This is a genomic window from Nocardia sp. NPDC020380, from assembly GCF_044386975.1.
In the GTDB taxonomy this organism is placed as follows: domain Bacteria; phylum Actinomycetota; class Actinomycetes; order Mycobacteriales; family Mycobacteriaceae; genus Nocardia.
Genome location: NZ_JBIRVQ010000003.1, coordinates 433,503 through 454,327, shown reverse-complemented (window position 1 = coordinate 454,327; position 20,825 = coordinate 433,503). Strand labels below are relative to the sequence as shown.

At 67.2% G+C, this 20,825-nt stretch carries 28 protein-coding genes; 16 read left to right on the top strand and 12 right to left on the bottom strand.

Going from position 1 to position 20,825, the window contains the following annotated elements; translation table 11 throughout:
* The first annotated feature begins 45 nt into the window (after positions 1-45).
* The 4 genes from ACH438_RS09650 to ACH438_RS09635 all read left to right on the top strand — a co-directional run bounded on the left by ACH438_RS09650 (position 46) and on the right by ACH438_RS09635 (position 2,567).
* On the top strand, positions 46-267 hold the full coding sequence (locus ACH438_RS09650) for a hypothetical protein (RefSeq protein WP_397003165.1): 222 nt from the start codon (positions 46-48) through the stop codon (positions 265-267).
* 25 nt (positions 268-292) lie between these two features.
* A complete protein-coding gene (locus ACH438_RS09645; protein WP_397003163.1) occupies positions 293-1,126 on the top strand; it encodes an ABC transporter ATP-binding protein in 834 nt (277 codons plus the stop codon).
* 97 nt (positions 1,127-1,223) lie between these two features.
* Positions 1,224-1,673 carry a MoaF-related domain-containing protein gene (locus tag ACH438_RS09640; protein WP_397003160.1) on the top strand — a complete coding sequence of 150 codons (450 nt, stop codon included), beginning with the start codon at positions 1,224-1,226 and terminating at the stop codon, positions 1,671-1,673.
* A 51-nt stretch (positions 1,674-1,724) separates the two neighbouring features.
* Positions 1,725-2,567, top strand: a complete 843-nt coding sequence (locus ACH438_RS09635) for an NUDIX hydrolase (protein ID WP_397003158.1) — start codon at positions 1,725-1,727, stop codon at positions 2,565-2,567.
* On the opposite strand, the gene ACH438_RS09630 is transcribed toward ACH438_RS09635, so the two are convergent.
* Together ACH438_RS09630 and ACH438_RS09625 are read right to left on the bottom strand one after the other, a co-directional pair.
* Complete coding sequence (locus tag ACH438_RS09630; RefSeq protein ID WP_397003155.1) at positions 2,568-2,777, bottom strand: hypothetical protein; 210 nt, start codon at positions 2,775-2,777, stop codon at positions 2,568-2,570.
* A complete protein-coding gene (locus tag ACH438_RS09625; protein WP_397003153.1) occupies positions 2,774-2,953 on the bottom strand; it encodes a hypothetical protein in 180 nt (59 codons plus the stop codon). The genes ACH438_RS09630 and ACH438_RS09625 overlap by 4 nt, the downstream gene beginning before the upstream one ends.
* 72 nt (positions 2,954-3,025) lie before the next feature.
* Between ACH438_RS09625 and ACH438_RS09620 the strand changes: the two genes are divergently transcribed.
* From ACH438_RS09620 to ACH438_RS09610, 3 genes are read left to right on the top strand one after another with little or no spacing between them, the layout of a single operon-like run.
* A complete protein-coding gene (locus tag ACH438_RS09620; protein WP_397003151.1) occupies positions 3,026-3,793 on the top strand; it encodes an enoyl-CoA hydratase-related protein in 768 nt (255 codons plus the stop codon).
* A 47-nt stretch (positions 3,794-3,840) separates the two neighbouring features.
* Positions 3,841-4,818, top strand: a complete 978-nt coding sequence (locus tag ACH438_RS09615) for a class I SAM-dependent methyltransferase (RefSeq protein WP_397003149.1) — start codon at positions 3,841-3,843, stop codon at positions 4,816-4,818.
* A gap of 19 nt (positions 4,819-4,837) precedes the next feature.
* A complete protein-coding gene (locus ACH438_RS09610) occupies positions 4,838-5,998 on the top strand; it encodes a class I SAM-dependent methyltransferase (RefSeq protein ID WP_397003147.1) in 1,161 nt (386 codons plus the stop codon).
* A gap of 29 nt (positions 5,999-6,027) precedes the next feature.
* On the opposite strand, the gene ACH438_RS09605 is transcribed toward ACH438_RS09610, so the two are convergent.
* Entirely contained in the window at positions 6,028-6,426 is a 399-nt protein-coding gene (locus tag ACH438_RS09605; protein WP_397003145.1) for a PPOX class F420-dependent oxidoreductase, read from the bottom strand.
* A gap of 11 nt (positions 6,427-6,437) precedes the next feature.
* Positions 6,438-7,445, bottom strand: coding sequence for an SMP-30/gluconolactonase/LRE family protein (locus ACH438_RS09600; RefSeq protein ID WP_397003143.1), 1,008 nt, complete (start codon positions 7,443-7,445; stop codon positions 6,438-6,440).
* 123 nt (positions 7,446-7,568) lie between these two features.
* On the opposite strand from ACH438_RS09600, the gene ACH438_RS09595 reads away from it, so the two are divergent.
* On the top strand, positions 7,569-8,006 hold the full coding sequence (locus tag ACH438_RS09595) for a MarR family winged helix-turn-helix transcriptional regulator (protein WP_397003722.1): 438 nt from the start codon (positions 7,569-7,571) through the stop codon (positions 8,004-8,006).
* Here the strand turns inward: ACH438_RS09595 and ACH438_RS09590 are convergent.
* On the bottom strand, positions 8,003-8,464 hold the full coding sequence (locus ACH438_RS09590) for a MarR family winged helix-turn-helix transcriptional regulator (RefSeq protein ID WP_397003140.1): 462 nt from the start codon (positions 8,462-8,464) through the stop codon (positions 8,003-8,005). The genes ACH438_RS09595 and ACH438_RS09590 overlap by 4 nt on opposite strands.
* 69 nt (positions 8,465-8,533) lie before the next feature.
* Here ACH438_RS09590 and ACH438_RS09585 point away from each other — a divergent pair, with 69 nt between their 5' ends.
* Positions 8,534-8,971 (top strand): MarR family winged helix-turn-helix transcriptional regulator, encoded by a 438-nt coding sequence (locus ACH438_RS09585; RefSeq protein ID WP_397003138.1) that lies wholly within the window; start codon positions 8,534-8,536, stop codon positions 8,969-8,971.
* 25 nt (positions 8,972-8,996) lie between these two features.
* Here ACH438_RS09585 and ACH438_RS09580 read toward each other — a convergent pair whose 3' ends face one another.
* The gene (locus ACH438_RS09580; protein WP_397003136.1) at positions 8,997-10,394 is read right to left on the bottom strand and encodes a PQQ-binding-like beta-propeller repeat protein; all 1,398 of its coding nucleotides are present in this window, start codon (positions 10,392-10,394) and stop codon (positions 8,997-8,999) included.
* Positions 10,395-10,536: 142 nt separating this feature from the next.
* On the opposite strand from ACH438_RS09580, the gene ACH438_RS09575 reads away from it, so the two are divergent.
* Both ACH438_RS09575 and ACH438_RS09570 read left to right on the top strand, forming a co-directional pair.
* On the top strand, positions 10,537-11,283 hold the full coding sequence (locus ACH438_RS09575) for an acyltransferase (protein WP_397003134.1): 747 nt from the start codon (positions 10,537-10,539) through the stop codon (positions 11,281-11,283).
* 32 nt (positions 11,284-11,315) lie between these two features.
* On the top strand, positions 11,316-11,867 hold the full coding sequence (locus ACH438_RS09570; RefSeq protein WP_397003132.1) for a DUF1697 domain-containing protein: 552 nt from the start codon (positions 11,316-11,318) through the stop codon (positions 11,865-11,867).
* 7 nt (positions 11,868-11,874) lie between these two features.
* Here the strand turns inward: ACH438_RS09570 and ACH438_RS09565 are convergent, their stop codons facing one another.
* Both ACH438_RS09565 and ACH438_RS09560 read right to left on the bottom strand, forming a co-directional pair.
* Complete coding sequence (locus tag ACH438_RS09565) at positions 11,875-12,522, bottom strand: hypothetical protein (protein ID WP_397003130.1); 648 nt, start codon at positions 12,520-12,522, stop codon at positions 11,875-11,877.
* A 148-nt stretch (positions 12,523-12,670) separates the two neighbouring features.
* Positions 12,671-13,288, bottom strand: a complete 618-nt coding sequence (locus tag ACH438_RS09560; protein ID WP_397003128.1) for a hypothetical protein — start codon at positions 13,286-13,288, stop codon at positions 12,671-12,673.
* A gap of 124 nt (positions 13,289-13,412) precedes the next feature.
* Between ACH438_RS09560 and ACH438_RS09555 the strand changes: the two genes are divergently transcribed.
* Entirely contained in the window at positions 13,413-13,859 is a 447-nt protein-coding gene (locus tag ACH438_RS09555) for a hypothetical protein (RefSeq protein WP_397003126.1), read from the top strand.
* On the opposite strand, the gene ACH438_RS09550 is transcribed toward ACH438_RS09555, so the two are convergent.
* Positions 13,824-14,138, bottom strand: a complete 315-nt coding sequence (locus tag ACH438_RS09550) for a hypothetical protein (RefSeq protein ID WP_397003124.1) — start codon at positions 14,136-14,138, stop codon at positions 13,824-13,826. The two genes, ACH438_RS09555 and ACH438_RS09550, sit on opposite strands and share 36 nt — an antisense overlap.
* 190 nt (positions 14,139-14,328) lie before the next feature.
* On the opposite strand from ACH438_RS09550, the gene ACH438_RS09545 reads away from it, so the two are divergent.
* The gene (locus ACH438_RS09545) at positions 14,329-14,766 is read left to right on the top strand and encodes a hypothetical protein (protein ID WP_397003122.1); all 438 of its coding nucleotides are present in this window, start codon (positions 14,329-14,331) and stop codon (positions 14,764-14,766) included.
* Between the two features lie 23 nt (positions 14,767-14,789).
* Here ACH438_RS09545 and ACH438_RS09540 read toward each other — a convergent pair whose 3' ends face one another.
* Genes ACH438_RS09540 through ACH438_RS09530 form a run of 3 tightly spaced genes read right to left on the bottom strand, consistent with a single transcriptional unit; the run spans position 14,790 to position 18,384 of the window.
* Positions 14,790-16,052, bottom strand: a complete 1,263-nt coding sequence (locus tag ACH438_RS09540) for a glycosyltransferase family 4 protein (protein WP_397003120.1) — start codon at positions 16,050-16,052, stop codon at positions 14,790-14,792.
* Positions 16,049-17,605 carry a 1,4-alpha-glucan branching protein domain-containing protein gene (locus ACH438_RS09535; RefSeq protein ID WP_397003118.1) on the bottom strand — a complete coding sequence of 519 codons (1,557 nt, stop codon included), beginning with the start codon at positions 17,603-17,605 and terminating at the stop codon, positions 16,049-16,051. The genes ACH438_RS09540 and ACH438_RS09535 overlap by 4 nt, the downstream gene beginning before the upstream one ends.
* Positions 17,602-18,384 carry a class I SAM-dependent methyltransferase gene (locus ACH438_RS09530; protein ID WP_397003115.1) on the bottom strand — a complete coding sequence of 261 codons (783 nt, stop codon included), beginning with the start codon at positions 18,382-18,384 and terminating at the stop codon, positions 17,602-17,604. Before ACH438_RS09530 ends, ACH438_RS09535 begins: the two co-directional genes overlap by 4 nt.
* A gap of 191 nt (positions 18,385-18,575) precedes the next feature.
* Between ACH438_RS09530 and ACH438_RS09525 the strand changes: the two genes are divergently transcribed.
* The 3 genes from ACH438_RS09525 to ACH438_RS09515 all read left to right on the top strand — a co-directional run bounded on the left by ACH438_RS09525 (position 18,576) and on the right by ACH438_RS09515 (position 20,820).
* Positions 18,576-19,361 (top strand): electron transfer flavoprotein subunit beta/FixA family protein, encoded by a 786-nt coding sequence (locus ACH438_RS09525; RefSeq protein ID WP_397003113.1) that lies wholly within the window; start codon positions 18,576-18,578, stop codon positions 19,359-19,361.
* A 38-nt stretch (positions 19,362-19,399) separates the two neighbouring features.
* Entirely contained in the window at positions 19,400-20,359 is a 960-nt protein-coding gene (locus ACH438_RS09520) for an electron transfer flavoprotein subunit alpha/FixB family protein (protein WP_397003111.1), read from the top strand.
* 65 nt (positions 20,360-20,424) lie between these two features.
* Positions 20,425-20,820: a hypothetical protein gene (locus ACH438_RS09515; protein WP_397003109.1), complete on the top strand. Its 396-nt coding sequence runs from the start codon at positions 20,425-20,427 to the stop codon at positions 20,818-20,820.
* Positions 20,821-20,825: the final 5 nt, after the last annotated feature.

Here is a 20,825-nt window from a genome sequence, read left to right as displayed (position 1 = left end):
CGCCGCCGCGGTGCACGAGTTTCCTCCGAAAGGAAACCAACGGAAATGAACACACTGCTGGTGATTCTCATCGTGTGGGTGGTGCTCTCGATTCCGGTGGCACTCATCCTGGCTCGCATGTTCCGGTCGACGCGGTCCGAGGCCGGTCGCCGCGAGGACGGCGAGCTATCGCAGGGTTCGCCGGAATTCGACAGCGCCCCTGGTGAATTCCCTGCACGCCCGCAAACTATGGGAAAGGACACGCATCGAGTTTTCCCACCACGTTGACGATCGTCCAGGGCGGTGGGCCAAGATGGACCCCGTGCCGCAACCGGATCCAGATCTGCTCATCGACTTCAACGATGTCACCGTGCGACGTTCGGGCCATACCCTCGTCGGCCCGGTGACCTGGCAGGTGGAACTCGACGAACGCTGGGTTGTGCTCGGTCCCAACGGCGCCGGGAAGACCTCGCTGCTGCGCATGGCGGCGGCCGAGATGCATCCCACCTCGGGCGTCGCGAATCTGCTGGGGGAGACCCTGGGCCGGGTCGACATCAACGAGCTTCGCCCGCGCATCGGCCTGTCGTCGGCGGCGGTGGCGAGCCGGGTGCCGCTGGACGAGAAGGTCGCGGATCTGGTGGTGTCGGCCGGGTACGCGGTGATGGGCCGCTGGCGGGAACGCTACGACGAGATGGACACCGATCGGGCCATCGACATTCTGGAAAGCCTGGGCGCGGAACATCTTTCCGATCGCGCCTACGGCACGCTGTCGGAGGGCGAGCGGAAGCGGGTGCTCATCGCCCGCGCGCTCATGTGCGATCCGGAACTGCTGCTGCTGGACGAACCGGCCGCCGGCCTGGATCTGGGCGGGCGTGAGGAACTGGTGGAGCGGCTGGGCGATCTGGCCGCTGATCCGGATGCGCCGGCCACGGTGCTGGTGACGCATCACGTGGAGGAGATTCCGCCGGGCTTCACGCACGGCATGCTGCTGAACGAGGGCAGTGTGGTGGCGCAGGGCCTGCTGACGGATGTGCTGACCTCCGAGAATCTGAGTGAGGCGTTCCACCAGTCGATTCAGCTGGATCGGATCGACGGCCGCTACTTCGCCCGGCGTTCGCAGCGTTTCGGACGGCACCGTACGCGCTGACTTCTTTACGGCGCGTTCTTTGCGGCGCGCTGCCGTTGCATCTCCTCCATCCGGCAGGCAAACTGTCCGCAAATAGGGTGGATGGAGGGAGCAGGGGTTGGGCCGGATCATCGGTGCGCTGGCGCTCGTCGCCGTCGCACTCGCCGCGACCGGTTGTGTAGCCGATCCGCCCGCGCCGCAGCAGGTCTCCAAATCCCATGCGGCCGCGAGTCTCGGCCCCGCCGCCGTCCCCTCGGACCTGGAGGGGAAAACGGTTCAGCTGACCTACGATTCCGGTTCCGGCGGCACCGTGACCTTCGCCGGTGACGGGAAGTCGCTCACCTTCATCGCCGCGGATACCGGCCGCAAGACCACGTCGCCGGTGGCGGTGGTGCCGGTGGAGGCGGGCATCTTTCTCGTGACGTGGACCGAGGAAAATGGCACGGTGATCAGTCAGATCCAGGATTACAAGACCGGCAAACTTCAGGCCACCTTCAGTCGCCGCGCCGACACCGAGACCGGCTTCGTCATCGAATCCCGCACCGGATCCGTGCGTCTGACCGACTGAGACCGAATCAGGTTCTGTTGCTTGCCCGGGGCAACGGTTAGTGTGCGAAAGGTGAGCGAGACCGTTATCCAGCCCGATTCCCAGCCCGCCGCGGCGCCCGTCAAGGACGCGTCGACCGTGGTGCTGGTGCGCGACGGGGCGCACGGGCCCGAGGTATTCCTGCAGCGCCGAGTGAATGCCATGGCCTTCGCCGCCGGCATGACCGTGTTCCCCGGCGGCGGCGTCGACCCCTCGGACGCGGAGGTGTCCCTCGACTGGGCCGGTCCCGAACCCGCCTGGTGGGCAGAGCGTTTCGGCACGGACGCGGCGCGCGCCCAGGCGCTGGTGTGCGCCGCGGTCCGTGAAACCTTCGAGGAGTGCGGGGTCCTGCTGGCGGGCCCGACCGCCGACTCGGTGGTCTCCGACACCTCGGTCTACGCGGAGGCGCGCGGTCGGCTGGAACGCCGCGAACTCTCCTTCGCCCAGTTCCTGACTCGCGAAAACCTGGTCCTGCGTGCGGATCTGCTGCGTCCGTGGGATCACTGGATCACCCCGGTGGTCGAACCGCGCCGCTACGACACCCGCTTCTTCGTGGCCGTCCTGCCCGGGGGCCAGCTGGCCGACGGCGCCACCTCGGAGGCCGAGGTCGTCACGTGGAGTACACCGCGGGAGGCGATCGACCGCTGGAAGCAGGGCCTGGACGTGCTGCTCCCGCCCACCTGGACGCAGCTCGACGCCCTCGCCGAATTCGCTTCCACCGCAGACATTCTCGCGGCGCACCGCACCATCTCCCCGATCATGCCGGTGTACGACGGGTCCGGCCGCGGTCCCGCGCTGGCCTTCCCGGACGCCGACCGCTACTTCGCCGACCTGCCGGAGCGGGCCCGCCTGCGCGGTTCCCAGCGTCCGGAGTAGTCACCGGCGGCGCGTCACCTGCGCGAGGATGATCACGGTCACCAGTGGTACCGCGGCGAAGGCGAGCACGCCGACGAACGCGCTGCCGCTGGAGATCCACACCATGACGCCGAGCGCGAACCCGATCACGAGCGCGATCGGCACGAGTACGACGGTGGCGCAGCCCGTGCCCTGTGTTCCGCTGCCGCTGGGGCGCTGCTCGCTGGTCATGCGCGGTTCGTTCCGTCGCGGACCCAGAGCAGGCTCCACAGCATGGTGCTCACCGCGAAGCCGACCGCCAGACCCGCGACCAGCACATGTGTCTCGAGTCCGGTGGCGAGGGCGACCGGTAAACCGACCTGAGCGAGTGCGCTCGGCAGTAGCCGCACCCCATCGTTTGCACGCATCCGAACCCCGCGATCGAGAAGTAACGCAGGTGGCCACGATACCGCTGGGAGACGGCAGTATGGTGTTGCTCTGTGGCCGAATTCGTGACCGTCGACCGGGGCGTGGCGGAAGGTATCGCCGTCCTCCGGATCGGGCGTCCGCCGATGAATCTGATCGATCTGCAAGTGGCTCTCGAGGTTGCCTCCGCGGCGGCCGATATCGGGGGGGACCCGTCGATTTCGGCGGTCGTGGTGTATGGCGATGAACGGGTGTTCTCGGCGGGTGACGAGCAGGCCGAGCTGGCCGCGCTGACCCCCGAGCACGCCGCGGCCATCGTGCCCGATTTCCAGGCGGCGCTGAACTGCCTGGCCAAGATTCCGCAGCCGACGGTGGCCGCCATTACGGGCTATGCGCTGGGCGCGGGCCTGGAGCTGGCGCTGGGCGCGGATCACCGCATCATCGGCGACAACGTGAAGCTGGGCCTGCCGCAGATCAAGGCGGGCCTGATTCCGCTGGCCGGTATCCGCCGGTTGAGTCTGCTGATCGGTCCGGCGAAGGCCAAGGATCTGGTGTATTCGGGTCGCTTCGTGGATGCGAAGGAGGCCGCGGCGCTGGGTCTGGTGGACGCGGTGGTGGCGCCGGACGATGTGTTCGCGTCGGCCATGCGCTGGGCGGAGCGTTTCGTGGACGGTCCGAGTCTCGCGCTGGCGGCCGCCAAACGGGTCTTCGAGGCCGGTACGCACGGGCATGATCGGGCGCGTTCCGAGTGGGCGGAGCTGTTCGGTTCCGAAGATCAGCTGGTTGGAACACGTTCCTATTTGGTCGACGGTCCGGGAGTCGCCCGGTTCACGGGCCGTTAAGCGGCCCGATAACAGGTCTCACCGGGGTATTCATTAGGCTGCCCTGCATGACTGTTGGTCCTGAAGACCCCGCGCCGAACCCGCACGCCACCGAGGCCGAGGTCCAGGCCGCGTATAGCGACAACAAGCTCGCCCAGGTCCTTTACCACGACTGGGAGGCCGAGACCTACGACGACAAGTGGTCGATCTCCTACGACGAGCGCTGCATCGAATACGCCCGCGGCCGCTTCGACGCCGTCGCCCCCGCCGACGAGGCGCCCTACGAGCGCGCCCTCGAGCTCGGCTGCGGCACCGGATTCTTCCTGCTGAACCTGATGCAGTCCGGCGTGGCGAAGCGCGGCTCGGTCACCGACCTGTCCCCGGGCATGGTCAAGGTCGCCACCCGCAACGGCCTCAACCTGGGCCTCGAGGTCGACGGCCGGGTCGCCGACGCCGAGACCATCCCGTACGAGGACGACACCTTCGACCTGGTCGTGGGTCACGCTGTGCTGCACCACATCCCGGATGTGGAGCTGGCGCTCAAGGAATGCCTGCGCGTGCTCAAGCCGGGCGGCCGTTTCGTCTTCGCGGGTGAGCCGACCACCATCGGCAACATCTACGCGCGCCGCCTCGGCCAGGTCACCTGGAAGATCACCACCGAGATCACCAAGCTGCCGTTCCTGTCCGGCTGGCGCCGCCCGCAGGAGGAGCTCGACGAGTCCTCCCGCGCCGCCGCCCTCGAGGCCGTCGTCGACCTGCACACCTTCGACCCCTCCGACCTGGAGGCCATGGCCCGCAGCGCCGGCGCCGTCGAGGTGCAGGCCAAGACCGAAGAGTTCGCCGCCGCCCTGTGGGGCTGGCCGGTCCGCACCTTCGAGGCCGCCGTCCCCGCCGACAAGCTGACCTTCCGCTACCGCATGGCCCAGTACAAGGCCTGGCTGGCGCTCAGCGCCCTCGACGAGAAGGTGCTGCGGCACGTCGTGCCCCGCCAGTTCTTCTACAACGCCATGATCACCGGCGTGAAGCCCGGCGCCTCCGCCAAGTAGTCACGACCGGCGAAATCCCTTGGGCTACGCCTTCACTCGCGACGATGTCGCCTACCTCGGCAGCGCGGCCGCCACGGCCGCGCTGACCGAGACCGGCGCCCTCGCCCTCACCCCGGCCACGTTGCTCAAGGACCTCGAGCAGCTCCGCCGCTCCTTCGGCGACCGCGCCGCCGCCCTCGTCGAAACGGTCCGCCTGCGCCGCCGCGCCGTCATCAAACTCCCCGCCGCGGCCGACTGGCTCTTCACCGACGACGCCCTGCAACAGGCGACCCCCGCGGCCGTCGCACGCCACCGCGCTCAGCGCCTGGCCGGCCGGACCATCCACGACGTAACCTGTTCCGTCGGTGCGGAATTGGCCGAGCTGGCGCAGGTCTGCCCCGCGGTCATCGGTAGCGACCTGGACGACGTCCGCCTCGCGATGGCAGCCCACAACCTCGAGGGCCGGAAAGTGTTGCTGGCCAAGGCGGATGCGCTGGTGCCGTGCAGTGTCGCGGAGGTGGTGATCGCGGATCCGGCGCGGCGGGCGGACGGGCGGCGGACGCATGATCCGGCGAAGTTGCAGCCGCCCTTGCCGGATCTGCTGGCTGCTTACGTGGGGCGGGATCTGGCCGTGAAGTGCGCTCCCGGACTGGATTTCGACAAGCTCGCCTGGGAGGGGGAAGTCGAGGTCGTCTCGCTCGACGGCGGGGTGCGTGAAGCGTGCCTCTGGACACCGGGATTGGCGGAATCCGGGGTGTCGCGGCGAGCGAGCGTGCTCTCGTCTGCGGGTGATTCGTGGACGATCACCGACGCCGACCCGGACGATATTCCGGAGCGGGCGCCGGGGGAGTGGATCATCGATCCGGACGGTGCGGTGGTGCGGGCCGGTCTGGTGCGGCACTACGCCGCGAAACACGGTCTGTGGCAGCTGGATCCGCGCATCGCGTATCTGACCGGCGACACCGTTCCCGAGGGGGTGCGGGGTTTCCGGATTCTCGACCGGCTGGACTTCAAGGAGAAGCCGCTGCGCGCCGAACTGCATCGGCGCGACTGCGGCCCCCTCGAAATCCTCACGCGCGGTGTCGATATCGATCCGGACGCCTTGCGAGCGCGGATCAAACCCCGCGGCACGCAGCCGTACACGCTGGTGATCACCAGGATCGGGCGTACGGCCACGGTCTTCCTCTGCGCGACGCCCTGATTCGCGCCGCGCGACCGCGTGCGCCGGTCTCAGCCCTGCTTGGTGACGTGCGTGGGCCGCATGACCAGGACGACGCGGCGCGGATGGTCGCCGACGGGCCGCTCGTAGGGCAGGCCGTAGCGCTGCGCCAGGACATCGAAGAAGTCGCCCTCGGGATCGGGTTCGATACGCTCGATCACCCCGCGCACCTCCAGGTACCGGTACGGCGCCTCCGGATCGTTGATGCTCACCGCCACGTGCGGATCCCGCACCGTATTCCGGTGTTTGGCGCGATCGGTGGTGGTCGTGAAGCGCAGGAATTCCCCGTCCCAGAGCTGCCAGATCGGCGTCACCTGCGGAGTGCCGTCCGCATTGAGGGTGGCGAGATGCGCGAACAGCGGCCGGGTGAGCAGGTCTGCGTGGCTGTCGGGAACGACGGGGTGAGTCATGGTGTGCTCCATCAGAGTCGGGTGATTTCTGCGATGCGGAAAGGGGCCGGGGTGCCGGGCCCGTACGGCCCGTTCTTGTCGAATTGTGAGACGGTCACCAGCGCGCGGCCACCGGCGTGCACGATGGATGTCGGAATGTCGAGCGTCGGATCGCTGACGCGGTGCTGCAGTTCGGTATTCGCGCCATCGCCGGTGACGTGCCAGCGGCTGACGGCATTGCCCTTGTTGTGCACGATCCACAGGGTGTCGGCGTCGAGTTCGAGCCCGTCACCGTCGAGGGCATTGCCGCCGTGCAGGGCCACCTGGCTGACGGCGGGCTGCGCGCCCAGCGCCACCCGGTACAGGTCGCCGTTGGTCATGTCGACCACCAGCAGATAATGCCCGGCGGTGTCGGCGGCGATGCCGTTGAGGGTCATCTGCGTTTGCGCGCCAGGGTTTTTCGCACCGCTCAGATCGGCGTACGGCTGGAGTTCGCCGCCGTGCCCGCCGTGTGCGATGGCGTCGGCGAGCCGGTCGGGCCCGATGCGGTAGACGACGGGCCGTCCGCTGTCGGTCAGGTAGACGCTGCCGTCCGGGGTGATGGCCAGGTCGTTGAGGAACGGGTTCCCGGTGGCGGGTTCGTCGAAGCGGGCGAGCAGTGCGCGGGTTCCGGTGTCGTACACCGCGACTCCCGCGGTGTGGTCGATGACCCAGAGCCGCCCGGCCGCGTCGACCTTGACCCCGTTGGCGGTGCGGCGTCCGTCCGTGCCCGCGGGGAGGAAGGTTTCGGCCTGGCTCGCACCGGGTTTCGCGCGGTAGACCGCGCCGGTGAGGAAGTTGCTCGCGTAGATGTCGCCGGTACGCGGGTCGACCGTGATGCTTTCCGGGTAGGCGTTCTCGGGTAGCCGGTAGGCCGTGCTGATCTGATCGGCGGCCGGCGTGGCCGCGGGCGTCGCGGCGTCGCCATTGCTGCAGGCCGCGAGGACCAGCAGCAGCGCAGCGGCCGTGGGCGCCGCCCAGTGGCGGATCTGGTGGGACATGCTCGAGCCTTTCGCGTGTTTCGGTGGAGCCGGCACCGGAGTGCGAGAGCGAACATATGTTAGAGGTCTAATGCTCGTCAAGATTCATACGATCGGGTGGGCTATCATCGCCAGGTGACGTCAATGCCCATCGAGGAACGGCTGGGAAGCTTCATCAAGCGCGCCGAACAGGCGCTACAGGGCGCGAAGAACGCCACCCTCAAACACGAGGGCGTCACCGTCCCCCAATACGCCGCCCTCTACGTACTCAGCGAGAACCCCGGCATCTCCGCCGCCGAACTCGCCCGCCGCTGCGGCGTCACCCCGCCCACCATGAACACCATCCTCAACAACATGCGCGACCACGGCCTCATCGAACGCACCCCGCACGCCTGGCACCGCAATGTGCTGGAGACCTCGCTGACCGACGAGGGCCGCAAGGTCATGTACGCCGCCGACGCACGAGCCGTGAAGGTCGAACGCGCCCTCGCCGACGAATTCACCGACGCCGAGCGAAAGTCGTTGATGGACATGCTCACCCGCGCCACGGCCCTCCTGGATTCCGTCCGGCCCGAAGGTTAGGGCGGCGTGAGGGACTGGTAGTCGGCGACGAATGCGGTGAGCAGGCGGGCGAATTCGTCGCGGTCACGCTCCGGCCAGGCGGCCGTGGCGGTGGCGAAGACGGCCTGCCGATTGGCATGCGCCTGATCCAGGACGGTGTGGGCGCGCGGGGTGAGATGCAGCAGGACGCGGCGCGCATCGTTCTGGTCGGCGTGGCGTTCCAATAGGTCTTCGGCGACCGCGCGCGCCACCAGGCGGCTGGCGCGCGGCTGATCCACCCCGAGCGTGGTCGCGATATCGGTGACGGTCGCGTCGCCGGCGTGCGCTTCCACGGCGTCGAGTACGCCGAAGAGCGTGGGGTCGACCGCGGGGCCGCCGCTGCGGGCGGCGATCCGGTTGAGCGCGCGCCGGGTCTGGCTGCGGCGGATGGCCACCATGGCGCGTTCGATGGCGACGATCGCGGGGTCGCTCTGTTCCATGCTTGACATCGTACAAGTACTTGCTACTTTACATGTATATGTAATATGACATGTTCTTGAAAGTGAACCATGAACGGAAACACACCCAAACCGATCGGCTACTGGCTCAAGCACATCGACGTGACGCTCGAATCGAACTTCGTAACCTTGCTCGCCACCCAGAATCTGAAGCGCCGGCACTGGCAGATCATGCACACGCTGGCCGGCGGGCCGATCGACGCGGCAGGCCTGCGCACGGCGCTCGCGCCCTTCCTCGACGCCGAAGACCCCACGCCCGCACCGTATGTCGCGGCACTGATCGAGCGCGGCTGGGTCACCGTCGACGAATCAGCCGTGCACACCCTCACGTCGGAAGGTATTGCGGCCCATACGGATCTCTTCGCCCGCATCCAGATGCAGCGCAAAGCCGTCACCGAGGGCCTCAGCGCGGACGACTACAACAACCTGCTCGCCATGCTGCAGCGCATCGCCGAAAACGTCGACGCCTTCGGGGGTTCGGGGGCGTAGCCCCTGAGAGCCCGAGAGTTGGATTCTACTTTTCGGGCTTGAATGCGAAGATCTCGCCGATGCGGGTAGTTACGAGCACCTCGCCGTCTGCACCGACGGATGTCCCGATGGTCGTACCCTGCGCGCCCGGCAGATCATTCGAGTGCACGGTCGCACCCGACCGAGTATCGAACGTGACCAGCGTCAGCTGATCACCCATCGGCGCAACCGTGTACCCGGTCCCGCCCGCCGTCTGCACCGGCTGCCCGCGCAGTTCGAGATCCTTGCGCTCCCAGGCGATCTCCGCACTGTCGCCCTTGTCGCGCAGCGCCATCAGATGCCCGCCGTCCCCGGCCGGCAGCAGCAGCCCGTTCGACACCGAGATCCCCCCGCGCGCCGGGAATCCGAGATCCTGCACCCACTTGGTGTGCCCGTTCGACGCATCCACGGCCATCAGCCGATCGCTGTTGTCGCCGATGTACACGGTCTTGCCGTCGGAGGACAGTGCGGGGCTGGTGGCGCTGCCGCCGTCGAGCATGGCGGCGCTCCAGTCGCGGCGAATCTCCTTGCCGTCGTAGGTGAGCGCCACCAGGTCGGCCGTCGCCTGTCCGGGCTGCCACACCGTCGCGTAGAAGCGCCCCGACTTCTCGTCCACCGCGGACACATTCGCGACCGGGCATTGCGGCCCGCCGACGGCGCAGTCCTCGATGCCCTGCCCATCCGGCGGCCGGTTCAGGTCGGGCGCCTGCAGGAAGTCGGGGTCGCCGAGCAGCTGGAAGGTCGGCACCTCGCGGTCGCCGGTCTGCCGGGAGAGCACGTCGAGCTGCCCGAACTGGCTGGCGGACAGCACATTCCCGTCACCGGTGAACTGCACGGAGACGGGCACGCCCGCGACCGGGGTGCGCCAGCGCGGCTGGCCCATGGTGTTGAACGAGTACACGCCGCCGTCGTCGCCGACATACACATTGTCGGAGCCGTCCACCGCGGATCCGGCGTAGACGGCGCTGGGGCCCATCTGATTGCAGAAGCGTTTGCGCCCGGTGAGCATCTGGAACGAGAAGATATTGCACGACGAGGTGCGCGTGGTGACGAAGATCTGCCCGTCGCCGCCGATGGTGACCTGCGCGCCCACCGGCCCGCCCACGGGACGCGACCAGCTCAATCCGAGGTTCCGCGAGCCGGTGACGGGAGTCGACCCGCTGTTGCGGGCGTCCCGGAAGGCGAGCGGCCAGCCCTTGCCGGCGCCGACGGTGATGTCGTCGTACTTGGTGCTGCCGAAGGCACAGGAGCTCAGCGTGACCGCGCCGACCGCGGCGACCACCAGGGCGCGCGCGACGGTCGAGGTGGTGCGTGGCCGCGGACGGTCCGGGGTCGTTCCACCGTCCGGCTCGTGACCGGTTCGCGGTGCATGGTCACGTCCGGTCTGCCGCCTGCCGCTTCGCACCTGCTGGTGTCCCTTCTGCCAGTACGGAAGTCTCTGGATAGCCCTGGGCCTGATGCAGCCGGAGCACAGCCTACTTTCGTGTCCTGTGAGGGGTACCGATACCCTCGTTCAAACGGCCGGAGAGTACTACAGGGAGAAGTCTGTGACGAGTATGTGGGGCGCACCGCTGCGCTCGCGGTGGCGGGGTTCGCGACGCCATGATCCGGAGCAGGCGCGCTTCCTCACGGCGGCGTCGCTGAAGTGGGTGCTCGCCAATCGCGCGTACACGCCCTGGTATCTGGTGCGGTATTACCGCCTGTGGAAGTTCAAGATGGCCAACCCGCATATCGTGTTGCGCGGCATGGTCTTCCTGGGCCGCAATGTGGAGGTCCACGCGACCCCCGACCTGGCCCGCATGGAGATCGGCCGCTGGGTGCACATCGGTGACGGCAATGCCCTGCGCTGCCACGAGGGTTCGCTGCGCATCGGCGACAAGGTGGTGTTCGGCAAGGACAATGTCGTCAACACCTACATCGATATCGAGATCGGCGAGTCGACCCTGGTCGCGGACTGGTGCTACATCTGCGATTTCGACCATGTCACCGACAACATCAACCTCCCCATCAAGGACCAGGGCATCGTCAAGTCCCCCGTCCGCATCGGCCCCGACACCTGGATCGCCGCCAAGGTCACGGTCCTCCGCTCCACCCGGGTCGGCCGCGGCTGCGTCCTCGGCGCCCACGCCGTGGTCAAGGGCGACTACCCCGACTACTCCATCGCCGTGGGCGCCCCCGCCCGCGTGGTCAAGAACCGCAAGGAAGCCTGGGATTCCGCCGCCGAAAAACGCGCCGCCCAACTGGAAGCCCTCGCCGATATCGAACGCAAGAAGAACGGCGTAGCCGCTTCCTGAAACGTGTCCCCCCACGCAGGTAGGTTGCACCCATGACCGGTTACGCCGCCTTCCTGCGCGGGATCATGCCCAGCAACCCCAACATGCGCAACGAAAGACTCCGCGCAGTCTTCGAAGGCCTCGGCTACGACCACGTAACAACCCTCCTCTCCAGTGGCAACGTAACCTTCCAAACCCGCGAAACCCCGCCCGCCACACTGGAATCCCGCATCCAAAAGGCCCTGAACACCGAGCTGGGCATCCCCGGCGGCACGCTCATCCGCACCCGAGACCAACTCCAGGCCCTGGTCACCTCAGACCCTTTCCCCGGCCTGACCCATTGCCGCGAAACCTATCTGACGGTCACCTTCGTCAAGGGTGTCCTCCCCGAGGCTCCGGCCATTCCCCCCGAAAGCCCCGCGGATTCCAACATCCAGGTAGTCGCCTACGACCACCAGGCCTCCGCCATCCTCTGCATCCTCGACAACAGCACCCCCGGCACCCCCGCCTACATGTCCTGGGTCGAAAAACAGTACGGCAAAGACAACGTCACCACCCGCACCTTCCTAACCGTCCAAAAAGCCCTGAAGAAACTCGACTCCTGACCACGGGCTAGCTGGATCCAGGCCACCCGGGCACCGGCGAGAGCACCGCGAACTGCGACGGCAGATCGGCCGGTCGGATCGCGTCACACGCCTGCGAATCCGGATCCGAACTCGCCGCCTGCCTCATCCGCGTTGCGTACCAACCCCCGAATACATTGCCCCCCGGCCGTTTCGCCACCCCGCTCTGGTCGCCAGGCGGCGTCTGCCCCCTATGGAAGTAAGTCAACTCGGTAGGAAAGCCCCCGGGTTCCTCCGCCCCGATCCAAAGGCACACAACAGCTTTCGTCGTCTGCCCACCTGAATTCTCCACACGCAGCAAATTCATGAACACACTTTTGTACGTGGCCGGCCCGGTATCCCGAATGCCATCGAGCCCGATGCCATGGTTCGCGTCACCGAATCCGGGATAGACATCGTAGAGCTTCCCGGAATACGCAACCGCCTGCCACGATTCGATGAACGCCCGCACGAAGGTGGCGTCCGGACTCGTCAGCTCCGAGGCCGCATTGGTCCACCGGAACGAGACATCGAGCGGCGGCGGTGCGGAGGTCGTCGTGGTCGAGTCGGTCGTCCCGCTCCCGCCGCATCCGGCGATGAGCGCCGCCGCCGCCGGCACCGACAGCCATCCGAGGTACTTCCTTGCCTCCCCGCTCATCCCACAGGACCTTTCGCGCCGTCCGGCCTCGAACCCGTCGATACGATGGCGTCGTCACCACGCCCATTGGTGAACTCCGACATGTATGCGTCGAACGGTCTGCCAGGTAATTCCAAATGGTTGAAGACATTGATGAATCGGTTCGGGTTCATCGACGCGACATAGCCAGGTAGTTGTTCCATTGCGCGCCTGCCGAGTTGATCGTCTTGGCGGCGTCGGGTCCCGAGTCCAGGATGTTGAACAGCTTCGTCAGGTCGCTGACTCGTTCGAAAGGCTGAGCCGACTGGTTGATCAGCATTTCTCCCGGCGCATTCACGAAATTGCCCAAATACGGGCGCATGGCTTCCGAAAGAGCCTGTGTCACTCCGGGATTCACCTTGCCCAGGGAGTCGGTGCCGTGGCCGGGGAGATTGAGGGCGAGGGTGTCCTCGTGGCGGACGAGGAAGTGGGCCAGGGAGTCGGCGGTTTCGCGGGCTCGGGCGCGGATGAGGGGGTCGGGGTCGGAGGCTTCGGGGCCGCCTGTCCACTTGAAGAGGTTTTCCGCGCCGTGCTGGTTCGGGTCCCACTGGTGGTTGAGGACCGACAGCAGGTGGTCGTCGGTGTCGTATTTGCTGCCCGGGGTGACGGTGGCGTCCATATTGTGGCCGGTGATGAAGTCGGAGACGGCTCGGTGGTCGCCGCCGGCCGCATCGAACATCTTGTCGGCGACGCCGCCGACGCGGTTCATGCCGCCGTCGTCGGGGAGGTAGCCGTCGGCGATCTTCACGATCTCCGAACCCTGTTTGAGCAGGCCGCGATCCAGGTCGGAGCCGAGTTTCAGCGCCGGGTTGCCGCGGTCGACGATGTTCGCGAGGGAAGTGAAGCTCTTCTCGTCGACCCAGGCGCCGCCGATGGACTTCTTGAAGGGATCCTCGGTTGTTCTCGGCCTCGTCGTCGTGTTTCTTGTCGGCGGCGTGGACGGTCCAATCGTCATCGACGCGGAATTGCCCGCCGTTCTCGAGCGACTGTGTCGTCGTCTTCAGATCGCTCACGGTGGTTTGCAGGCCGAAGACCGCGCGGCTGGCGTCGGCGAGCTGGGAGTAGGCGGTGGCGACCGCCCGGATCTGCTGTCGTTCGCGGTCGGCGCGGTCGAGGGCCGCACGCTGGGCGGCGCCGGACCATTCCAGGTCGTGGATGGTCCTGTTCATGGTGTCGGCCATGGTGTCCATGGCTGTCACGATCTTGTCGGCGTCGGTGGCGGCGTCGGCGAAGGACTGGAGGTTCCAGCCGAATACCTGGGACTTGCTCGGGGTGGCCATGTATCAGCCGGCCGAGTTGAGATCGCCGAGCTCGCCTAGTCGCTGCGCCAGCTCGGTATCGGTGCCCTTGAATTGCTCCGCAGTGGAGTACAGCAGACTGCCGAACCCGTCGAAGCGCGATTGCAGCACGCCCTTGGCTTGCGTACTGGCCGGATCCGCCCCCGCCATAGCCTTCGAAACGGCCGATCCCGACATCCCCGCAACCGCCCTGCTCGCACCCAAATGCGGCACCTGACCGGTGTCGTTCACCCCATCTGCCAGGCCCTTCAACAGCCCTGCGGCATTGGCCAAGGAACTCGGATCGATCTTGAAAGTCATTGGCTGCCCCCTCGGCTCCGATCGTGCTCCTGGCATTCAAACACGAGTCCGCAGACACCGGCCTATTGGGTTAGCCACTAAATAACTCTCTCGCAGATCAGTCGCTGGTCTTTTGAAAGCCATTCGAAATAGCAGGAGGGCTGCTCTAGATTTGATCGAGGTTGAAAGAGATTGTGAGAAGGGGAAGTTCATGAATTTTGTCGCAGGCAAGGTGCTCGGCCCGGTGGTCACCCTCGGTGCACTGACCGCAGCGGTCGTGCTGGCCGCCCCGAGCGCGAGCGCGACCATTACAGGCCTGTCGATCTCACCCGGCCTGAGCTTCGGCAGCTCGACTTCGTACGGTGTCGGCTGCACGTACACCATCAGCGTCACCGCGGCGCCGAACACGTCGATCTCCCTGTTCGACCAGAACACCGGCAACACTCCGCCCGCCGGCTACTGGAATTCGTTCAGCCCCCTCGGCATCGTGACCGACGCCTCCGGCAACGGCTCGACCACTTGGTACCCCGCATGGACGGGCACCCACACCATCACGGCCACCGAATTCGGTTCCGGCAACACCTTCACGATCACCGCCAACGCGGGCACCGGCACCAAGGTCGGCCCCCTCTGCGTGGTCTCCAGCTAGGTCGGGCGCCAACCGCGGGTTGATCAGTACGGCTGATTCGGGTCCCGTTCGGGGAGTGGGCGTTCCACGATGACCGGGCGGGCCAGGGGGTTGCGGACGCGGCGCTTGGCCTGCTGGTAGACGAGGGTCGTTTCTTGGGCGACGACGTCCCAGGCGAAGTCGGCGGTGAGGCGTTCGCGGGCTGCCCAGGCTCGGTCCTGGGCGGCGGCGGGGTCGTCGAGGACGGTGCAGACCGCGTCGACGATGCCGTTGACGTCGGCCGGTTCGAACGAGGAACCGGTGACGCCGTCCGTCACCAGATCGCCCAGGCCACCCGCGTTCGAGGTGACCAGGGGCGTGCCCGCTGCCGCCGCTTCCAGCGCCACGATGCCGAAAGGTTCATAGCGGCTGGGCAGTACGACCGCGTCGGCGCTGTGCAGCCAGCCGAGCAGGTCGGTGTGATCCAGGCGGCCTGCGAAGTTCACGGCACGCGCCACCCGATGCACACGCGCCCGCTCACGGAGCCAATCGAATTGAGTGCCGATACCGGCGATGGTGAGGGTGGTGCCGGGGTGGGCCTTGCGGATACGTGGTAGCGCCGCGATCGCGTCCTGGATGCCCTTCTCGTATTCGAGGCGGCCGACGTACAGGAGTCGCGGCGGTCCGGAGCGGGGGGCGCGTTCGCGGAAGGTCCAGGCGCCCACGTCGATTCCATTGCGGATCACCGTGATCGGCGTCTTCTCGGGGCTGTAGAGCCGTGTCACCTCGTCCTTCATGGACTCGGAACACGTGATGAGCGCATCGGATTCGTGCGCCAGCCACCATTCGACGGAGTGCACCTGCTTGTTCACGCGGCCGGAGACCCAGCCACTGTGTCGGCCGGCTTCGGTGGCGTGAATGGTGGAAACCAAAGGCACGTCGTAATACTCGGCCAGCGTGATCGCAGGGTGCGCGACCAGCCAGTCGTGGGCGTGCACCACATCCGGAGTCCAGCCTTCGCCGATTCCCGGTTTGTTCAAGGCGATTCCGGCGCGCACCATGGCGTGTCCCATGGCGAGCGTCCACGCCAGCATGTCCTCGCCGAAGTCGAAGCAGGGCGGGTCCTCGGCGACCGCCACCACCAGCACGCCCTCTTCGATGAACGAGTGGGTCGGGTGGGTGGTGGCGTCGGTGCCCATCGGGCGGCGCGCCAGGATCACGACTTCGTGCCCGGCGGCGGCCAGCTCGACGGCGAGGTGATGGACGTGGCGGCCCAGCCCACCGACTACGACGGGTGGGTACTCCCACGAAACCATCAAGATCTTCATGCGGGTCCTTCTGAAGCGGGGCCGAGCCGGCGCGCATCCAGCGCGGGAAACAGTCCGTCGGCCGCGTACCATCCTGCCGCCAACTGGCCTGCTTTGGCGAGTTGCCCGGCGGCTACCGACGCGGCGATCTCCCGCACCGCGTGCGCGTGCTGATGGGCTCGATCACGGGCGTATCCGGCCGCCGAATCCTTCGACACCATGAACGCCCAGTCGCTGGAGACGGCGAGAATCGCCTCCCGCAGCAGCTGGTCCGCGACCGGGTTGCGCAACCCGCCGGCACTGCCGCCGAGAGTACCGGCGTCCACCCGCATCTTGTCGAGGGTGTCCAGCGCCAGCCGCACCACCTCGGCATTGAGTTCGACGAGATCGTTCACCTGATCGCCGGCCCACACCCGCCAGTCCTTGCCCGATCCCCAGGAGGAGTCGGCGAGTTCCACGCGTTCGCCCACGTAACCGCGGGCCCGTGCGTCGGCGAGGGTGCCGACGGTGATGCCGGCCTCGGGCAGCGCCCGCAGCACCTGTTCCAGCCACTGCGGCCCCTCGTGCCACCAGTGCCCGAACAGTTCGGTATCGAAGGCGGCCACCACCAGGGCGGGCCGCCCGATCCGCGCCGACTCGGAGATGAGCCGTTCGCGCACGGTCTCGACGAAGTCGACCACGTCCCGGCCCACCGCGGATCCGGCCAGCACCGGGTCGTAGGGCGCCTTGTCCGGGCCGTCCACGGTCTTGCCGGTGACGCGCGCCGGTTTGAGCCCGGTGGCGTGATCGTAGTGATGGAAATCACGGTAGTAGGGCTGCCCGGGGTACCCGGATTTCGGCGACCACACCCGGTAACTCACCTGCAGGTCGCGCCCGAACGCCACCACATCCGAATCCCACACCGGCCGCCCGAGCGTGGTGTCACCCTTCAGCGCGGGCCCGTCGGTCATGAAATGCGAGATGCCCGCCGCCACGTAATCACGCTCCATGCCGGGCGTGAATCCGCATTCGGGAGCCCAGATGCCGGCGGGCGTGTGCCCCCACCGATGCCGTGCGTCGGCCAAACCCTCGGCGAGTTCGAATTGCCGCAGCCGCTGATCCAGCAACGGCTGGAACGGATGCGACAGCGGCCCGCCGAGCAGTTCGATGGCGTCGGCGTCGATGAGTTCCCGCCATACCGGCGAAGCCCCGTGCCGCCAACGGGTTTCGAAGTCCTCGAGCGCCGCGTTGGCCAGCCGATGCTCGTGCCGTCCGAGCGCGGTATTGCCGGCCATGGACGCCTCGTCGGCCCGCAACCGCCAGTTGCCGAGCCAGTGATGCATGCCCGCCAGGCAGTGCGGATCGTCCAGCTGCGCCGCCAGCACCGGCGTGATGCCGAGGCTGATCAGATGCGAACGCCCTTCGGCCGCAAGCTTTCTCAGCACCTGCGCGACGGGCAGATACGAGGACGCCCAGGACTGATACAGCCATTCCTCACCCACCGGCCAGCGCCCGTGATGCGCCAGCCACGGCAGGTGGGAATGCAGGACCAGCGTGAACTGTCCTGGGACGGCATTGTTCTCGACGGACGTCACGGCTTCACCGCGATGGCGACCAGGTCGAGGCTGGCATCGATATCCCGCTCGGCGTCGGCGAGCAGTTCGAAGTCCTCGATGCGCACGGCGGCCACATCGGCGGTCAGATCGGCCGGCCACGGTTCGCCCGCGAGGGCCCGTTCGATCTGCGCGTCGATCAGCGATCCGCCCCACTTCTCGTCCAGCGCGACGAGTGCGGGCCCGTGGAAGATGCCCGCCATCAATTCGACCCGGAAACCGGCCTCGACAAGAAGTTCGGTCATTTCCGCGGCATTCAGTTCACGCGTATGGAAAGGGTTGAGCGGGGTGTCGCGCCCGGGGGAGAAGGTGATCCGGTTGGGCGTGCTGATCAACAGCTTCCCGCCGGGCCGCAGTACCCGCAGGCATTCGCGCAGGAACTGCGACTGGTCCCAAAGGTGTTCGATCACTTGGAAGTTGACGACGATGTCGACGGCGGCTTCGTCGAGGGGAAGGTCGGCCAGATTGCCCTGGATCATTTCGACGCGCGGGTACTTGGCGCGCACGTGCGCGACGGCGCTGTCGTCGTAGTCCAGGCCGATGACCTGCGTGGCGACGTCGGCGATCATATTGGCGCCGTAGCCTTCTCCGCTGCCGGCTTCGAGCACGGTCTTGCCGGCGCATTGTTCGAGCATGCGCACGTAGGCGATTTCGTGGCGGCGGAACCAGTAGTTCTCCTCGGCGATGCCGGGCACGGTCCGCTCACCGGTCAAAGGCAGGGGATCGGCAGGGTTTTCGGTGTGCGTCACGGCCTCGCTCATTGGATCGACGTTAGCGGTTGCCCATATCACAGCGTTAAGCGGATCGGCTGATGCAGAACATCACACGTTAAGTTACCCATGAGTAACTTAACGTAGGGTAATCTCCACCGCGAGCTACTTGTGGACGTACGGCAATCGATCGTGCGACCGCCAGATCCAGTGCCCCCAGAACAGGAGGTCGACGAAGACCAATGCCGAACATCGTCGTACTGATCAAGCAGGTTCCCGACACCTGGTCCGAGCGCAAGCTGACCAGCGGTGACTACACCCTCGACCGTGAGGCCGCCGACGCCATCCTGGACGAGATCAACGAGCGCGCCGTCGAAGAGGCGCTGTTGATCAAGGAAGCGCAGGGCGGCGAGGTCACCGTGCTGGCTGCCGGCCCGGCCCGGGCCTCCGAGGCCATCCGCAAGGCGCTGTCCATGGGCGCCGACAAGGCCATCCACATCCAGGATGACGCCATCCACGGCTCCGACGCCGTGCAGACCTCGTACATCCTGGCCGCCGCTCTCGGCCAGATCGAGGGCATCGAGCTGGTCATCGCCGGCAACGAGGCGACCGACGGTCGCGCGGGCGCCGTGCCGGCCATCGTGGCCGAGTACCTGGGCCTGCCGCAGCTGACCCACCTCCGCAAGCTGACCGTCGACGGTGAGCGCATCACCGGCGAGCGCGAGACCGACGAGGGCGTCTTCAAGCTGGAGGCCACTCTCCCGGCCATCGTCTCGGTCACCGAGAAGATCAACGAGCCGCGTTTCCCGTCCTTCAAGGGCATCATGGCCGCCAAGAAGAAGGAAGTTCAGACCTTCACCCTGGCGGATCTGGGCGTCGACCCGGAGACCGTGGGCGTTGCGAACGCCGGCACCAAGGTGACCGGTGTGACCCCGAAGCCGGCGCGCACGGCGGGCGAGAAGATCGTCGACGAGGGTGAGGGCGGCAAGCAGATCGCCACCTACCTGGTCGGCCAGAAGATCATCTAGAGCCCCCCGAGCACAACGAACTTCAGGAGAGAAAGAACATGGCAGAAGTACTCGTGCTCGTGGAGCACGCCGAAGGTGCCCCCAAGAAGGTCACCACCGAACTCCTCACCGCCGCCCGCGCGCTGGGCACCCCGGCCGCCGTCGTCGTCGCCGTCCCCGGCACCGCCGACAAGCTGGCCGACGCCCTGGCCGCGGCCGGCGCCGAGAAGATCTACGTCGCCGAGTCCGACGAGGCCGAAGGCTTCCTGGTGACCCCGAAGGTCGACGTCCTCGCCGGCCTGTCCGAGTCCGCCGCCCCGGCCGCGATCCTGGTCGCCGCCACCGCGGAGGGCAAGGAGGTGTCGGGTCGCCTGGCCGCCCGCATCGGTTCCGGTCTGCTCATCGACGCCATCGCCGTGAACGCCGACGGGTCGGTGCAGCACTCCATCTTCGGTGGCGCGTTCACCGTGGATGCCAAGGCCACCGGCGACGTGCCGGTGATCTCGGTCCGCCCGGGCGCCATCGAGGCGGCCCCGCAGGCCGCCGCCGGCGAGAAGGTGGCCATCGAGGTTCCGGCTCAGGAGGAAGGCGTCGTCAAGATCGTCTCCCGCGAGCCGAACGTGGGCGGTGACCGTCCGGAGCTCACCGAGGCCGCGATCGTGGTCTCCGGTGGTCGTGGCGTCGGCTCGGCCGACAACTTCGGCAAGGTCGTCGAGCCGCTGGCCGACGCTCTGGGCGCCGCAGTGGGCGCCTCGCGCGCGGCCGTCGACTCGGGCTACTACCCGGGCCAGTTCCAGGTCGGTCAGACCGGTAAGACGGTCTCCCCGCAGCTGTACATCGCGCTGGGTATCTCCGGCGCGATCCAGCACCGGGCCGGCATGCAGACCTCGAAGACCATCGTGGCCGTCAACAAGGACGAAGAGGCCCCGATCTTCGAGATCTCGGACTACGGCATCGTCGGCGACCTCTTCAACGTCGCCCCGCAGCTCACCGAGGCTGTGAAGGCGCACAAGGGCTGAGCAGCCACGTAGGCAACCGAACGACCCCCGGCCGAATCGGCCGGGGGTCGTTTAGATTTCCGGGTATGTCTACTGATCCCGTGCTGACCCAAGTGGTCGCGGCGCTCCACTGGGATCTCGCCGAATGGCTGGGAACCGATGCGTTGCCGAAGGTATTCGACCGGATCTCGGGCGCACTCGACGAACAGTTCACCTCGGTCGTGACCACCGGGCAGGCGGTCGATCGGGAAGGGCTCCTGGGCGGACTGTGGTCCGCGCGGAACCTGCAGCCGGGATTGGAGATCGAAGTCTCCGAGGTGGCCGAGCTGGCGCGGAGCGGGAATCTGATCGTGGTGCGGTTCGTGGCGGAGAACCAGCTCGGCGGCGCGGTGACCAAGCGGTGGGTGACGGCGGTGCTGGTCACGGACGGCCGCACCTATCTGTGGCGGACCGTGCACGAGACGGGAATTCCGGAAATATAGAGTGA